The organism is Streptomyces roseolus, assembly GCF_014649855.1.
Classification (GTDB): Bacteria; Actinomycetota; Actinomycetes; order Streptomycetales; family Streptomycetaceae; genus Streptomyces; species Streptomyces roseolus.
This window is the reverse complement of record NZ_BMTV01000028.1, coordinates 1-13,577: the sequence shown is the minus strand read 5'-3', so window position 1 is coordinate 13,577 and position 13,577 is coordinate 1. Positions and strand designations below refer to the sequence as shown.

Below are 13,577 nucleotides of genomic sequence, written 5' to 3'. Positions count from 1 at the left end.
AACGAGGAGCCCATGCGTACTCCCCGCAAGAACCAGGACGCCGTGGCGCCCGCGCCGCCGGCGACCGCACGCGGGCGGCGCGCGCACGCCGGGCCGCCCGCCGACGAGCCGGAACCACGCACCGCCGCGCCGGGAGCGGAGACCGCGTCGGAGTCCGCCGTTCCGGGCCGGGGGAGGGACGGCGGAGCCGGCGCTCCCGAGCCCGCCCTGGTCCCCGAGCCCGCCCTCGTCCCGGAGGCCGCCCCCACCGCGAACGCTTCCGCCGCGGACGCTTTTGGCGCCGGGAGCCGTCGCGGGGGACCGCGGCCCCGCACCGTGCGCGCGAAGATCGTCTCGCTGCTCATGGTCCCGGTCGTCTCGCTCCTCGCCCTCTGGGGCTTCGCCACCGTCACCACCGCCCAGGACATGGCCCGGCTCCGCCAGCTCCAGCGCGTCGACGCCGACATCCGGCAGCCCGTGTCCGCCGCCGTCACCGCGCTCCAGGACGAACGCCGGGCCGCGGTACGGCAGCTGGCCGCCCCCGGCGCGGTCCGGGCCGCCGAGCTCGAGGACCGGATCCGCCGCACCGACGAGGCCGTCGCCCGGCTGCGGCTCGGCGACGGTCACACCGTCGGCGACTCCGGCGACCTGCCCGCTGACGTCGCCGACCGCGTCCGCGCCTTCGTGGGCGAGGCGCAGGGCCTCGCCCGGCTCCGTGCCGCCGCCGTCGAAGGCCGCGGCGAGTGGGACCGCGTCCACGACGCGTACACCGCCGCCGTCTCGGCGGGCTTCGCCGTCGGCGGCGCCCTCGCCGGCATCCAGGACACCGGGCAGGGCTCCCACGCGCGCGTGCTCCTCGAACTCGCCCGCGCCGGCGAGATGCTCTCCCGCGAGGACGCCCTCCTCACCGCCGCCCATCTCACCGGCCGGCTGTCCGCCGCCCACCAGCGCGCCTTCACCGGCGCGGCCGAGACCCGGCGGACCCTCCTCGCCTCGGCCACCGCCGACCTGCCCCCGGCCGGCCGGACCGCCTGGTCACGGCTGGCCGACGGCCCCGACCACGCCCGGCTCACCGACGCCGAGGACCGGGTCGCCCGCGCCGCCGACGGCCGGCCCGCCGCCCAGGCCGCTCCCTCCGCGGAGTGGGACGCCGCCCTCGCCGCCGTACGCGCCGGGCTCACCGCCGTCGAGGACGACGCGCGGGCGGCGGCCGCCGAGTCCACCGACCCCTTCGCGGGCGGCATCCTCAGCCCGGCGGGCGCGGCCGTCGTCCTCGGGCTGCTCGCCGTCGCCGCCTCCCTCGTCATCTCGGTACGCATCGGCCGAGGGCTCGTCGTCGAGCTCGTCAGCCTCCGCAACACCGCGCTCGGCATCGCCCGCCGCAAACTCCCCGCCGCCATGGGCCGGCTCCGCGCCGGAGAGGAGATCGACGTCCACGCCGAAGCCCCGCCCGGCCCCGCGCCCCAGGACGAGATCGGCCAGGTCGGCGAAGCCCTCACCACCGTCCACCGGGCCGCCCTCTCCGCCGCCGTCGAACGCGCCGAACTGGCCGGCGGCATCTCCGGCGTCTTCGTCAACCTCGCCCGCCGCAGCCAGGTCCTCGTCCACCGCCAGCTCAACCTCCTGGACAGCATGGAGCGGCGCGCCGACGACCCCGGCGAGCTCGGCGACCTCTTCCGGCTCGACCACCTCACGACCCGGATGCGGCGTCACGCCGAGAGTCTGATCATCCTCTCCGGAGCCGCGCCCGGCCGCGCCTGGCGGATGCCGGTGCCGCTGACCGACGTCGTCCGCGCCGCCGTCTCCGAGATCGAGGACTACGCGCGCGTGGAGGTGCGCCGGCTCCCCGAGACCGCCGTCGCGGGCGCCGCCGTCGCCGACCTCACCCACCTCCTCGCCGAACTCATCGAGAACGCGGCCCAGTTCTCCCCGCCCCACACCAAGGTGCGGGTCAGCGGCGAGCCCGTCGGGAACGGCTACGCCCTGGAGATCGAGGACCGGGGACTCGGCATGGGCAGGGAGAGCCTCGCCGAGGCCAACACCCGCATCGACCGCTCCGAGGCCCTGGACCTCTTCGACAGCGACCGCCTCGGCCTGTTCGTCGTCAGCAGGCTCTCCGCCCGGCACGCGATCAAGGTGCGCCTGAGGCCGTCCCCGTACGGCGGCACCACCGCCGTCGTCCTCCTCCCCACCGGCCTCCTCCAGGGCGCCCTGGAGGACGCCGGCCAGGGCGCCGGACCCGGCACCGGCTCGCCCCGGGACACGGCGTCCCGCGTCGACGAACGCGCCGCCCGCGAGCGCGAGGAGGCCCACCGCGCGGAAGCCCGCCGCTTCGCCCGTCCCCCGGCCGACCCCCGTACCACCGGAGGAGCGGCCGCCGGCGCACGGACCCCCGTCGAGGACGGCGCCGCCGCGGCCGGGACAGTGCCGCGGACCTCCGCCACCCCGCCGCCCCCGGCCCCCGAACGGGCCCCGGCCCGGCCCCGGTCGACGCCGAGCACCCTGCCGCGCCCCACCGCCGTCCCCGCGCTCGGCCCGGCTCCCGCGACCACCCCCGTCGCCGCCCCGGCGTCCGTACCGGCCGGTGTCACCGCCCTGCGCCCCCGGGGCCACACCGCCGTACCGCCGCGGTCGGCGTCGAGGGCGGCCACGGACCAGGATCCGGTCCCCGGCTCCGGTGACGCGGACGGCGACGCCGGACTGCCGCGCCGGATCCGCCAGACGAGTCTCGTCCCGCAACTCCGGGAGGCGCCCGCGCCCGAGCCGCTGCCGGCGCCCACCGTCCCCGGCGCGCCGGAGCGGACGCCCGAGCGGGTGCGCGACCGGATGGCCGCCTACCGCGACGGCTGGCAGCGCGGCGGCGGTCCCGCACCGGGAGCCCGGCGCCCGCTCGGCGCCGGCGCGCCCTCGACGGGCACGCGGGCGGAGACCCCGACGGGCGTCGCGGACCCCGGCGCGCCCCCGGGCACGCGCCCGTACGGGGACACCGGGCGGACGTCCCCGATCCCGCCGCCCACGGCCCCGCGGACCGCCCCGGACGGCCCGCGCGACCCGCGCCGTGACGCACGCGCGCGTACCGACCTCGGCCCGTACTTCGGCGCCCGCCCCCACCCGCCCCAGGCCACCCGATCCGAAGGAGACGACGCATGATCGACCACGAGAGGGGCTCCCTCCACCGCTCCGGCGCACTCGACTGGCTCCTCGACGACCTGGTCGCCCGGGTCCGCGAGGTCCGGCACACCGTGGTGCTCTCGGGCGACGGCCTCCCGGTCGGCGCCTCCAGCGGACTCAGCAGGGAGGACGCCGAGCACCTCGCCGCCATCGGCTCCGGCTTCCACAGCCTCGCCAAGGGCGCCGGACGCCAGTTCCACACCGGCGGAGTCCGCCAGACCATGGTCGAGATGGACGACGGCTTCCTCTTCGTCGCCGCCGCCGGCGACGGCTCCTGCCTGGCCGTCCTCAGCTCCGTCAGCGCCGACATCGGCCTCATCGCCTACGAGATGGCCCGGCTCGTCAAGCGCGTCGGCGAGCACCTGCACACCCCGCCGCGGCTCGCCGCGGCCCCACCGGCCGCCGGCTGACCGGAGAACCGCCCCATGACCAGCCAGTGGTACGACGCCGAAGCCGGACCGCTCGTCCGGCCGTACGCGATGACCGGCGGACGCACCAAACCCGGCCCCAGCAATGTCCGGTTCGACCTCATCGCCCTGGTCGTCGTCGACGACGACCCGCCGGGCCGGGCCGAGGAGGACCTGCTCGGCCCCGAACACCGTGCCCTGCTCTCCCTCTGCCGGGCCGAGACCCAGTCGGTGGCCGAACTCGCCGCCGACGCCGACCTCCCCGTGGGGGTCGTCCGGGTCCTCCTCGGCGACCTCCTCGAAGCGGGCTTCGTACGGGTCAGCCGGCCCGTACCGCCCGCCCAGCTCCCCGACGAACGCATCCTGAGAGAAGTGATCGATGGCCTACGAGCGCTCTGACCGCACCGGCGCGGACGACGGCGCCGACACCGCTCTCGCCCTGAAGATCCTCGTCGCCGGCGGCTTCGGCGTCGGCAAGACCACCCTGGTCGGGTCGGTCAGCGAGATCCGGCCCCTGCGCACCGAGGAACGCCTCAGCCGGGCCGGCGAACTCGTCGACGACACCGGGGGAGTGGACCGGAAGACCACCACGACCGTGGCCATGGACTTCGGCCGGATCACGATCCGCGCGGGCCTCTCGCTGTACCTCTTCGGCACCCCCGGACAGGACCGCTTCTGGTTCCTCTGGGACGAGCTCGCGCAGGGTGCCCTGGGGGCGGTCGTCCTCGCCGACACCCGCCGCCTGGAGGACTGCTTCCCGGCGGTCGACTACTTCGAGCACCGGAAGATCCCGTTCGTGGTGGCCGTCAACTGCTTCGAGGGGGCCCGCTCCTACGGGGCGCAGGAGGTGTCCCGCGCCCTCGACCTGGACACCGGCACACCGGTGCTGCTCTGCGACGCGCGCGACCGGGACTCCGGCAAGGAGGTCCTCATCCGCGTCGTCGAGTACGCCGGGCGGATGCACACGGCCCGGCTCCTCGACACGGTCGGCTGAACGGACCCGCGGGTACCGGACCGCGCGGGCCGGAAGACCGGATCGGCACGTCGCGGGCGTACGGCGGCACACCCGGGCGGATCGGGGTGCTTGCCCTGTCCACGACAGTGCGTAAGGCTTGCCGCGACACGCGGTCCGTACGGCGCACGCGGGCACGGGGCCCGGCCGGGCGCGACCGCACCGAAGAGGGGGAGGACACCGCATGGCGCTGGACAAGGGGCTCGACTGGCTCCTGGACGATCTGACCCGGCGGGTCGGACCCATACGGCACGCGCTGGTGCTGTCGAACGACGGCCTGGTCACGGGCGCGAGCAGCGAACTCGCGCGGGAGGACGCGGAACACCTGGCCGCCGTCTCCTCCGGCCTGCACAGCCTCGCACGCGGTTCGGGCAGGCACTTCAGAGCCGGCCGGGCCCGGCAGACGATGGTCGAGTTCGACGAGGCGCTGCTGTTCGTCACGGCCGCGGGCGAAGGCAGCTGTCTGTGCGTGCTCAGCGACGCCGAGGCCGACGTCGGCCAGGTCGCGTACGAGATGACGCTGCTGGTCAATCGGGTCGGCGAGCACCTGGGCGTCGCGGCGCGTCAGCCGGGCGGGCCGACCGCCTGAGTTTTCCACAGGCGGCCGTCCACAGGTGGCGCACGGATCGTCACCCTGCGTTACGTTCGTGGGTGTCGGGTTCGCCGGAACCCGGACGGCCGGCAGGCCGGCGCGAGCGAGTGGGGGAGGCGGCGGACGCCATGACGGTGGACGAGACGACACGGACGGTGGCACCGGTCCGAGCGGCGGAAGAGCTGGGACTGAAGCGCGACGAGTTCCGGCTCGCCGTCCGGATGGGGCTGATCAGGACCGTGCCGAACCCGGTGGCGGTCCCGGACCCGCGGGGAGCACACCGGGACCGGCCGCCCGAGCGGCGCCCGGTCGCGCGCGCCGAGCTCGACCGGCTCAAGGCGGCGCCGGACTTCCCCGAAGGCCTGCGGGAACGGGTGCGGGCCGTGGGCGCGGGAGAGGCCGCCCAGCTCCTCTCCGTCTCCTACGGCCGCTTCGACCGACTGGCCCGCACCGGCCACCTGAGCCCGGTCCGCTTCTACCTCAACCGCTATCGGGTGGTGGTCTGGCTGTACCTGGCGGCCGAGGTCACCGCCTTCGGCGAGGAGAATCCCGGACTGCTCACCGGCCGGCTCCCGGCCGGGGTGCGCGAGCGGCATGCCGCCGGCGAGGACCTGCGGGCCAGGAACTGGCGCTTCCGGCACCTGTCCCTCCTCCTGCGCGGCACCGACGACCCCTGGGCCCGCGCGGCGGCGATCGCCTCCCTGCTCGACCCGGTCCAGGTCGCGGAGGTCGTCGACGACCCCTACGAGCGCACCTACCTCGACCGGCTGCGCCCGGCGCCGCCGCCGGGCCTCCCGGTCGCGGGCGCGTCCCACGAGACCGCCGTCCGTCTCGTCCGCGCCGACGACCCGGACGAGATCCTCTGGCACCGGATGAGCCTCGCCCTCGCCCTGGACGAGGCCCGCGCCGTCCGCCAGGCGCCCTACCCGGGGGAGCGCCGACGACCGGTTCGGGGACCGGATCCGGAGCCGGGGACGGATCCGGAGTCCGGGCAGGATCCGGAGCCGGCCGTGGAGCCCGCGGACCCGCCGGTGACGGAAGCGGCGGGGAGAGCGGAAGCGGGGCACGCGGCCGGGTCCCCGGTGCGTCCGGCTCCGCGCCCGCCCGGTCGCCCGCACGCCGGCCGGGGCGCCCCGTCTCCGGGGCGGGCGCCGGCTCCCCGGCGCCCGGGGCTGCTGGGCCGGATCCGCCGGGCCCTGCCCGGCAGGGCGACCGCGGGCGGGGGGTGGGGCCGGGGCCGGGACTGGAGCTGAGGGAGCGAGGCCGCGGGCGCAGGCGCGACTCCCGGTTTCGGTGCGGGTGCGGGTGCGGGTGCGGGGGTGGGCGGTGAGGATGGGGGGATGCTGCTGGCCCGTGTCGCCGAGGTCTCCCGGGCGGTCGCCGCCGTTCCGGCGCGGTCGCGGAAGATCGCGCTGCTCGCCGAACTGTTCGCGGAGGCCACCCCCGAGGAGAGTCCGCTCGTCATCGCCTACCTCTCGGGGCGGCTGCCCCAGGGCCGGATCGGGGTCGGCTGGAGCACGCTCAAGGAGGTCGTCCCGCCCGCCGTTCCCCCGGCCGCCGTGCCCGCCCTGACGCTGGCCGGGGTGGATGCCGCGATGGACGAGCTCGCGGCCGTCGCGGGTCCGGGATCGCAGGCGGAACGGACCCGCAGGGTAAGGGAGTTGTGCGCGGCGGCGACCGCGGAGGAGCAGGAGCTGCTGGTGCGGCTGCTCTCGGGGGAGGTGCGGCAGGGAGCGCTGGACGCCGTCGCGCTGGAGGGCGTCGCGAAGGCCGCCGCCGTGCCCGCCGCCGAACTGCGGCGGGCGGTGATGCTGGAGGGGTCGCTGCCGCCGGTGGCCCAGGCGGTCCTCGCGGACGGGCGCGCCGCGCTCGACCGGTTCACGCTGCGGGTCGGGCGGCCCGTGCAGCCGATGCTCGCGCACACGGCCGCTTCCGTCGGCGAGGCGGTGGAGGCGCTGGGGCCGTGCGTGGTGGAGGAGAAGCTGGACGGCATCCGGGTCCAGGTGCACCGGGAGGGGGAGGACGTGCGGGTCCACACCCGTTCGCTGGACGACGTCACCGCCCGCCTGCCCGAGGTCGTGGCCGTCGCCCGCGAGGTGCCGTCGGAGTCGTTCATCCTGGACGGTGAGCTGATCGCCCTCGATCCCGGCAGCGGCCGGCCGGCGGCGTTCCAGTCCATCGCCGGGCGGGTCGGTTCGCGTGCCGACGTCATCGGCGCCCAGGCCGCGCTCCCCCTCACCCCCGTCTTCTTCGACGTCCTCGCCGCCGACGGAGAAGCCCTCGTCGACCGGCCCGGCCGCGAGCGGAACGCGGTCCTCGTCCGGCTGCTGCCCGAGGACCGCCGGGTCCGCCGCCTGGAGATCACCGCGCCCGAGGACCCGGCGGGGCGGGAGGAGGCCGAGCGGTTCTTCGCCGACACCCTGGCCCGAGGGCACGAAGGCGTCCTGGTCAAGGCCCTCGACGCGCCGTACGTGGCCGGGCGGCGAGGTCGGACCTGGCTCAAGGTGAAGCCCGTGCACACCGTCGACCTCGTGGTCCTCGCCGCCGAACGGGGCAACGGGCGCCGCACCGGCTACCTCTCCAACCTCCACCTCGGCGCCCGCGCGGCCGACGGCAGCGGCTTCGTGATGGTGGGAAAGACGTTCAAGGGCCTCACGGAGTTTTGAGCACAGCATGGAGCAAGCATCATGGAAGAATGGGCAAATCGGGCATTTATGACATATATGCGCGGATCTCGATGGCCCCCGACGGGAGCCTTGAGAAGACCGACCGGCAGATCGGTGACGCCGAGGCGGAAGCCAAGCGGCGAGCCCTGACCGTCGGAAGGATCTTGCAAGACCCGAACCGATCGGCATGGCGACGCAACGTCCGCCGCCCCGGCTGGGAAGAGCTGATAGAGCGCTTCGAAGCAGGCATCACCGGCGGGTGCATCGTCTGGAACGTCGACCGCCTGATGCGCCAGCCGCGCGACCTGGAGCGTCTGATCGACATGGCCGAGTCGTCTCGGGGCTACGAGGTGGTCTCGTGCTTCGGCTCCTACGACCTGACCAACGCCGACGACCGGTTCCGGCTCCGGATCGAAACCGCAGCGGCAGAACGTGAGGTCGCTGCCACGTCGCGGCGACAAAAGCGGAAGATCGAGGCCAGCCGGAAGGCTGGAAACATGCCCGGCGGTCTCCGCCGATTCGGGTTCCAGGGGAAAGGCGACCAGGCCGTACCGGAGGAGCAGGTCCAGAAGGAACGCGAATACCTTGCCCGAGGCGTCCGCGAGCACGTGCACGACGGCAAGCTGATCTCGGAGATACAAGACGAATGGCGAGAGGCCGGCCTGACCGGCACTTCCGGGCAAGAGTTTGATCGCTTCTCTAACCTGGGAAGGATTCTCACTCGTCCGATCAATGCAGGGCTGATCGTCCACCACGGTGTCGTCGTTGCCCGCCGCCCCGACCTTGCCATCGTCAGCGAAGAAGATCACGAGATGATCTGCGCGATGCGTGCCGGCCGGAGCCGAGGTCCGCAACGCCGCCGACTACTGACGAATATCGCCCATTGCGAGCTGTGCGGGCAGGGCATGCACGGCACTCTGCTATCTGCGGGCACTGGCCGTAATCCTGACGGATCGCGGCGAACCTCGCCTGGCTACCGGTGCGATCGCCGCCGAGGCTGCGGCCAGGTATCCATTCTGGAAGCCCCGCTTGTCGAGTTTGTCAGGCAATTCGTGATCGCTCGACTCACCGATCCCGCACACGCTGCGCGTATCGCGGAAGTAGAAGCAGGGATGCGGGAGACCGGGGCGGAGATCTCACGCCTGGAAGAGCTGGTCGAAGTCTTCGATCAGAAGCTACTCAAGGGCGATATGACACTTGAACGGTACGAGAAGGCCACGGCCTCCGTGGAGCGGAGACTGCTGGAATTGCAAGAAGGAATGATGATCGTGCCCGCATCCCCCAAGGTTCCGTCCGCAGTCAAGGCGATTGAAGAAACCTGGCGCAACGGTTCGATGGAGGCGCGAAGGGAAATGGTGCGTTATGCGCTAGGCAGCCGCCGGCTCGTCGTCGGGAAGACCGACAAGCATATTCGGAATGCCGATTACTACAGCAGCAGGATTCATATTGTGTGACGCCAGGACGCGAGCTATGCCCTTGATCTCGGAATCGGTCAGGGGTGGTGCGTCTGCCGCCGCTTTGATACCGGCCGCCCTGAGGGCTGCGCGCTGTTCGTTCGTCATCTGAGCCCTCTCCCTTCGTATTGCGGGGGGCTCTGCTTGCCGGGCGGGGACCTGAGAGGGTCCCCGCCCGCAAGGGGTATATGAGATCGACGGTCATCGCGCTCGGGGCCTCAGGCCCTTTCGTCGCAGCACCTTCAGGTGCATCCCGCCTCACGTTCCCCGGTGAAGGGTTCGCCCGGCGGGGCGTCCACGCGTCGAAGTTATTGAGCATTCGCGAGCGCTTCGCGCGTTGCCTCCAGGGGGCGCACTAGGTGCTCACTGCCGGTTTTTTCTGCGGTACGCCTTGCGGCGTCCTCCTTGCGGAGGAGTGAGGGGCGGTGCCCTTTCGGTGGGGACGACCAGGGGGTCCGATCCGCTGTTGCGAGCCCATCGGCCTGACGTCATGGGGGTTCCACATGTCCCGGAGCTGGTCTTCCGTGTCCGGTTTGCCCGGTCTGTCCGACTTGCCCTGGTTGTAATCGTGCGCCGGTTTTACACGAACCGCAACCCCCCCTGGGAGAAAATTTCAAGATCTTCTTCGGGTACCTGAAATATTTTTCAGGTGATCAAAGGGCAAGATTTTTTACACCCCCTACTCCCTTGCGAGAAGGACAATCTGGCTGGTCGGAACGGGTTGCATATCAGGCAAACCCTTGACTCCCCGTTGCGGCTGGTGCAACCGTTGAGCTATCTGTACTTGAGAAAAGTTGATCGCCGTGGTTACATCCCCGGCCCTCTCCCTCCCACAGAACTCGGGCCCCCCACCCTCTGGGTTCGACCGACACCCCTCAAAGGGGAAGGCGCATGAAGCAGAGGCTTAGGAAAGATCAGGAATACTGGGGCGAATGGTTGGCTCGCACCATCGCCAACTCTGGTAAGAGTCAAACCGAGTTGGCGAGGTTCGCCGGAGTGAGCGACCCGCAGGTGACCCGATGGAAGAAGGGAACATTCCCTACCCCCGAGGTCGCTCAGAGGATCGCCGAGTTCTTCGACGTCAACCCTCTTCGCCTGGCAGTCACGGCCGGATTGATCTCCTCCGAGATGGCCGGCGTGGACAGGCTCCCGCTCCCCGACGACTCGGCCCAGCGCGAGGCGGAGCGCGAGGTCATCGCGAACTATGTCAACAAGAAGCTGACTCGGGACAGGGATAGAGAGGTATTGCTACAGGCATTGGAAGCTCTTAGGGCGAGGGATACCATGGATGGAGCCACATCCGAAGAGATAATGGCGGAGGCGCTCAAGCGCACAGAAGAAGCGGTAGAGGCCCTGGGTCAACTACTGAACCCGAATAGGGAATCAGGAACATGACAAGCAATGGTGCAAGCAAAGGAATGCCGACCGATCAGACGGAGCGACTGGTAGCCCAAGCTGACCGCTTGATCGCCGCAATGGAGTCCATAGCCGACAAGTCAGGGATCCGTATCGCGACGGTAGAGGAGAGGCAGCAGAAGCAGCGGAGGATAGTCCTGGCTCTCGGCATATCATTCGCAATGACCTTCGTCATGCTGATAGCCGTCCTCCTCATAGGGGTGGGGATGCGGCAGCAGGCCCGGGACATCGAACGCATACAGGACCGGGTCACGGGGGAAGTCCTCTGCCCGCTGTACCAGCAGTTCATCAACGCCGACACGCCGAAGGCGCGCGAAGCAGCCAAGCGCACCGGCCAGGACATGGAGGTGCGGGACCGCGCCTTCACCGTCATCCGCCAGGGATACAAGACCCTGGACTGCGAGAACGTCTCCGTCATCCGGAAGTGAGACGCGCCATGAGCACCACCGGCCCCCGGGCCGCCCCCGAGCAGCCCCGCAAGCCCCGCCGCATCTTCCTTTGGGTCTTCCTCGCCGTCCAGGCGCTCTTCCTCCTGTGGGTCATCGTCGGAGCCTCGTCGGGCGCTGGCGCCCCGGAGGACTGCGGCACCCTCAGCCGCGAGACCTGCAACGACGCCGAGACCGCCGGCACTGCCATCGGCGTCGGCATCATCATCGCCCTCTGGGCCGCCGTCGACCTCATCCTCGGCATCACGTACGCCGTCTACCGGATCTCCCGGCGACGATAGAGGCGATCGACATGGCGAAGTGGTATGTGGCGCTGCACGCGCATGTGGGCATGAGTGTCGAGGTGGAAGCGGACAGCTACCGCGAGGCCCAGCTCAAGGCCCAGGAGATAGCGAAGAAGAGGACGGTGCCACGGCCGGCTTCTTGGACATCGGTCTCCACGACCCGTCTAGATCATAAGTAAACGGCAACGGATACCGCGCCCTCTACCAAAGAGACACAGGTAGGGGGCGTACGCATATGTGTGATCGATCTCCCGAGGCGACGCAAACGATGGTATGTATATGGAGTGAACTATCACCCCAATGAGCGCCGCTATCTCGCTGAGGAACTGATTGCGGAGCGAGGACGCTCCTATGCGGCTGTCCTCGGCAACATGGCGGGGATGGCGATCCGAGCCGAAGGGCTCACCGGCGCTCGGCAGAAGACGGCGAAGAGCACGGTTGCCGGCATGCGCCTGGCCCTGGCGCTCATCCTCAAGGTTGAGCACGACATGACCGAGACCGACGCCGAGCGGGCCGTGAAGGTTGACGAGCAGCGCTGGCGCGAGGCGACCGCCAAGGACGAAGCCTCGATCGAGTCGGCCGAGTAGACCACTCCGAAGGAAGGGCATCGCAATGGCAGTGCGCGTAGTGCAGGTAGACGAGTCTCAGAAGGACGAACCGGGGGTGGAGCGAGCCACGACCACCATCGGCGGGCTCACCCTTACGACGTACGCCCGGCTTGAGCGAGTGGACGACATCGACGGCAAGACGACCGAGAACGTCGTCGAGGTCGAGATGCTGATCCCCGTCGAAGACGAGGACGCCGAGGAGGACGGCCCCGCCTACATCTTCAACCGGGCCGTCGTCGACATGGGCGAAGCCACCCTCAAGAGGTACCTGAAGGTCATCGAGCCCTATGCCGAGAAGGCGCGTCTGCTGCCGGCGACGCCGTCGACCCCCCAGGCCGCTTCGACGGGTGCCTCCCGCAGCCGGGAGCTGACCGAGTGGGGACACCGCGCGAAGAAGTGGCTGCGCGGCGCCGGCCACGAGGTCAAGGACCGTGGCCGCGTCCCCGCGCACCTCGAAGCGATCTACGTCAAGAACAACCCCAACGACCCGAAGCCGGAGTAGTCGGGGAACCGAGGTGAGGCCCCCACCGCCAGTTCGGCGGTGGGGGCCTTCGCTACGCCGCTTCGACCTCGGCCATCAGCAGGCGCAGGGTCAGCGAGTGCTTGTCGGGCGGAAGAGCGTTGAGGGCAGCGCGGGCATACCGAACCCCGCCCCCACGGTCGCCTGACCGAGCCAGCATGAGCCCCCGGTGCATTTCGAGGTGGGTGGCGAACCGGGGCAGTGTGGCGGGAAGCTCCCGGCGAGCTGCTTCCTGTGCCTCGACGGCCGTCTTCTCGTCTCCCAGACGTGCGGCTAGCAAGGAGATGAAGACGTTCATCCGCCACCACGGCACCGCGTAGTCGGAGGTCTGCTCGTGCGACCCGACGGCATCGAAGATGCGCCGGCCCTCGTTCAGGAGTCTTCGAGCCGCCTCCTGGTCGCCTCGCAGCACCGCCGCGTGCGCCTTGCCCATGACGGCGTTCAGCAGACCGAGCGAGGGCTTGTCGCTGATGGCCATAGCCTGGTCCGCCAAGAGGTCCGCCACCCCGAGGGAAGCCCCCTCGTATCCCAGCGCGATGGCCGCACGCCCCCGCACCCACACGCGAGCCTGATCGTCTCCTGAGCGGTCTGCCGATTCGGCTGCGAGGCGGTACCAGTTGACCGCACGGCTTCCGTCATTGCCGGGGAACGTCTTGGCGTAGAGCGTCATCAGGCGAGCGCCCACGGACCAGAGCTGCGGCTGTTCGAGTTGCTGCTGGACGATGACGAGTTCACCGGAGACGCGGCGCTGGATGTCTGCCGCCCCCAGACTCATGTATTCGGTTCCGTAGTTCGCCAGCTTCTCTTCCCAGTCGTCGGATGTCGGGCCACCACGCAGGCGGGCACCGAAGCCGGCGGCCAGTAGGTCCGACGCCACGATGGGGGCTATGGCGGTGGCGGCCACGTCAGACAGGAATGTACGACGCTTCATTTCGCTCTCAAGGACGGCTAGGGTCTGTTGTGAAAGTGCTGGTCACAGCCACTCGTTGATGGCTGCGACCAGCACGGTCGCTTCGTAGCGG

The 13,577-nt window shown here is 71.2% G+C and carries 13 protein-coding genes and 1 pseudogene; 13 read left to right on the top strand and 1 reads right to left on the bottom strand.

Annotation, left to right across the window (positions count from 1 at the left end; all coding sequences use genetic code 11):
• Nucleotides 1-12: 12 nt before the first annotated feature.
• From IE245_RS28535 to IE245_RS28475, 13 genes are all read left to right on the top strand, one after another.
• Nucleotides 13-3,129, top strand: coding sequence for a sensor histidine kinase (locus IE245_RS28535; protein ID WP_189952700.1), 3,117 nt, complete (start codon nucleotides 13-15; stop codon nucleotides 3,127-3,129).
• Complete coding sequence (locus IE245_RS28530; RefSeq protein WP_189952698.1) at nucleotides 3,126-3,560, top strand: roadblock/LC7 domain-containing protein; 435 nt, start codon at nucleotides 3,126-3,128, stop codon at nucleotides 3,558-3,560. The genes IE245_RS28535 and IE245_RS28530 overlap by 4 nt, the downstream gene beginning before the upstream one ends.
• A 15-nt stretch (nucleotides 3,561-3,575) precedes the next feature.
• The gene (locus tag IE245_RS28525; protein ID WP_189952697.1) at nucleotides 3,576-3,956 is read left to right on the top strand and encodes a DUF742 domain-containing protein; all 381 of its coding nucleotides are present in this window, start codon (nucleotides 3,576-3,578) and stop codon (nucleotides 3,954-3,956) included.
• Nucleotides 3,937-4,551, top strand: coding sequence for a GTP-binding protein (locus tag IE245_RS28520; protein ID WP_189952695.1), 615 nt, complete (start codon nucleotides 3,937-3,939; stop codon nucleotides 4,549-4,551). Before IE245_RS28525 ends, IE245_RS28520 begins: the two co-directional genes overlap by 20 nt.
• A 202-nt stretch (nucleotides 4,552-4,753) precedes the next feature.
• Nucleotides 4,754-5,158: a roadblock/LC7 domain-containing protein gene (locus tag IE245_RS28515; protein ID WP_189952694.1), complete on the top strand. Its 405-nt coding sequence runs from the start codon at nucleotides 4,754-4,756 to the stop codon at nucleotides 5,156-5,158.
• 131 nt (nucleotides 5,159-5,289) lie between these two features.
• Entirely contained in the window at nucleotides 5,290-6,414 is a 1,125-nt protein-coding gene (locus IE245_RS37820; RefSeq protein WP_189952691.1) for a DUF6397 family protein, read from the top strand.
• An 87-nt stretch (nucleotides 6,415-6,501) separates the two neighbouring features.
• The gene (locus IE245_RS28505; RefSeq protein ID WP_189952689.1) at nucleotides 6,502-7,827 is read left to right on the top strand and encodes an ATP-dependent DNA ligase; all 1,326 of its coding nucleotides are present in this window, start codon (nucleotides 6,502-6,504) and stop codon (nucleotides 7,825-7,827) included.
• A 29-nt stretch (nucleotides 7,828-7,856) separates the two neighbouring features.
• Nucleotides 7,857-9,281: a recombinase family protein gene (locus IE245_RS28500; protein WP_189952687.1), complete on the top strand. Its 1,425-nt coding sequence runs from the start codon at nucleotides 7,857-7,859 to the stop codon at nucleotides 9,279-9,281.
• Between the two features lie 891 nt (nucleotides 9,282-10,172).
• Complete coding sequence (locus IE245_RS28495) at nucleotides 10,173-10,676, top strand: helix-turn-helix domain-containing protein (RefSeq protein WP_189952686.1); 504 nt, start codon at nucleotides 10,173-10,175, stop codon at nucleotides 10,674-10,676.
• A 68-nt stretch (nucleotides 10,677-10,744) separates the two neighbouring features.
• The gene (locus IE245_RS28490) at nucleotides 10,745-11,125 is read left to right on the top strand and encodes a hypothetical protein (RefSeq protein WP_189952684.1); all 381 of its coding nucleotides are present in this window, start codon (nucleotides 10,745-10,747) and stop codon (nucleotides 11,123-11,125) included.
• 8 nt (nucleotides 11,126-11,133) lie between these two features.
• A complete protein-coding gene (locus IE245_RS28485; RefSeq protein WP_189952682.1) occupies nucleotides 11,134-11,424 on the top strand; it encodes a hypothetical protein in 291 nt (96 codons plus the stop codon).
• Nucleotides 11,425-11,711: 287 nt separating this feature from the next.
• On the top strand, nucleotides 11,712-12,014 hold the full coding sequence (locus tag IE245_RS28480) for a hypothetical protein (protein ID WP_189952680.1): 303 nt from the start codon (nucleotides 11,712-11,714) through the stop codon (nucleotides 12,012-12,014).
• 76 nt (nucleotides 12,015-12,090) lie between these two features.
• A complete protein-coding gene (locus IE245_RS28475; RefSeq protein ID WP_189952678.1) occupies nucleotides 12,091-12,537 on the top strand; it encodes an Lsr2 dimerization domain-containing protein in 447 nt (148 codons plus the stop codon).
• A 52-nt stretch (nucleotides 12,538-12,589) separates the two neighbouring features.
• Here IE245_RS28475 and IE245_RS28470 read toward each other — a convergent pair.
• A pseudogene (locus tag IE245_RS28470) lies at nucleotides 12,590-13,507 on the bottom strand (XRE family transcriptional regulator); the annotation flags it as partial.
• Nucleotides 13,508-13,577 lie beyond the last annotated feature (70 nt).

Bases quoted from the DNA above. Each gene is read 5' to 3' on its own strand.
- IE245_RS28520 (WP_189952695.1), top strand. From the start codon at position 3,937: ATGGCCTACGAGCGCTCTGACCGCACCGGCGCGGACGACGGCGCCGAC.
- IE245_RS28505 (WP_189952689.1), top strand. From the start codon at position 6,502: ATGCTGCTGGCCCGTGTCGCCGAGGTCTCCCGGGCGGTCGCCGCCGTT.
- IE245_RS28500 (WP_189952687.1), top strand. From the start codon at position 7,857: ATGGGCAAATCGGGCATTTATGACATATATGCGCGGATCTCGATGGCC.
- IE245_RS28530 (WP_189952698.1), top strand. From the start codon at position 3,126: ATGATCGACCACGAGAGGGGCTCCCTCCACCGCTCCGGCGCACTCGAC.
- IE245_RS28525 (WP_189952697.1), top strand. From the start codon at position 3,576: ATGACCAGCCAGTGGTACGACGCCGAAGCCGGACCGCTCGTCCGGCCG.
- IE245_RS28495 (WP_189952686.1), top strand. From the start codon at position 10,173: ATGAAGCAGAGGCTTAGGAAAGATCAGGAATACTGGGGCGAATGGTTG.
- IE245_RS28485 (WP_189952682.1), top strand. From the start codon at position 11,134: ATGAGCACCACCGGCCCCCGGGCCGCCCCCGAGCAGCCCCGCAAGCCC.
- IE245_RS37820 (WP_189952691.1), top strand. From the start codon at position 5,290: ATGACGGTGGACGAGACGACACGGACGGTGGCACCGGTCCGAGCGGCG.
- IE245_RS28535 (WP_189952700.1), top strand. From the start codon at position 13: ATGCGTACTCCCCGCAAGAACCAGGACGCCGTGGCGCCCGCGCCGCCG.
- IE245_RS28515 (WP_189952694.1), top strand. From the start codon at position 4,754: ATGGCGCTGGACAAGGGGCTCGACTGGCTCCTGGACGATCTGACCCGG.